The organism is Pseudomonas sp. P106(2024), assembly GCF_057480815.1.
This window is the reverse complement of record NZ_JBLIYU010000063.1, coordinates 1-334: the sequence shown is the minus strand read 5'-3', so window position 1 is coordinate 334 and position 334 is coordinate 1. Positions and strand designations below refer to the sequence as shown.

Genomic DNA, 334 nt, shown 5'->3' with positions numbered 1-334 from the left:
GCTGACCGTCGGCATCACTGATGCAGTCGTTGATGGCAAGACCTTCGAGAATCTGGAACTGGGCGGCAACGCCACCGTGCAGATCACCGACACCGTCAGTGAGGTCGACGCGACCCTGACCGCTGACAAGACCACCGTCACCGAAGGCGGCCAGATCACTTACACCGTGACCCTGACCAACGCCCAGGGTCTGCCGGTCAATGGCCACAATGGCCTGACCTTCACCCTGACTGACGGCACCAAGGTCACCATTCCGGCCGGCAGTGCCAGCGGCACCTTCACCATCACCGCCCCTGACGACGTGTTCGTCGGCGGCCAGCCTTCGATCGTCAAC

The 334-nt window shown here is 62.9% G+C and carries 1 protein-coding gene; it reads left to right on the top strand.

The genetic code is table 11. The features are described from left to right. On the top strand, nucleotides 1–334 hold a 334-nt coding region (locus AC25M7_RS25525), incomplete at both ends, for an immunoglobulin-like domain-containing protein (protein WP_486971644.1).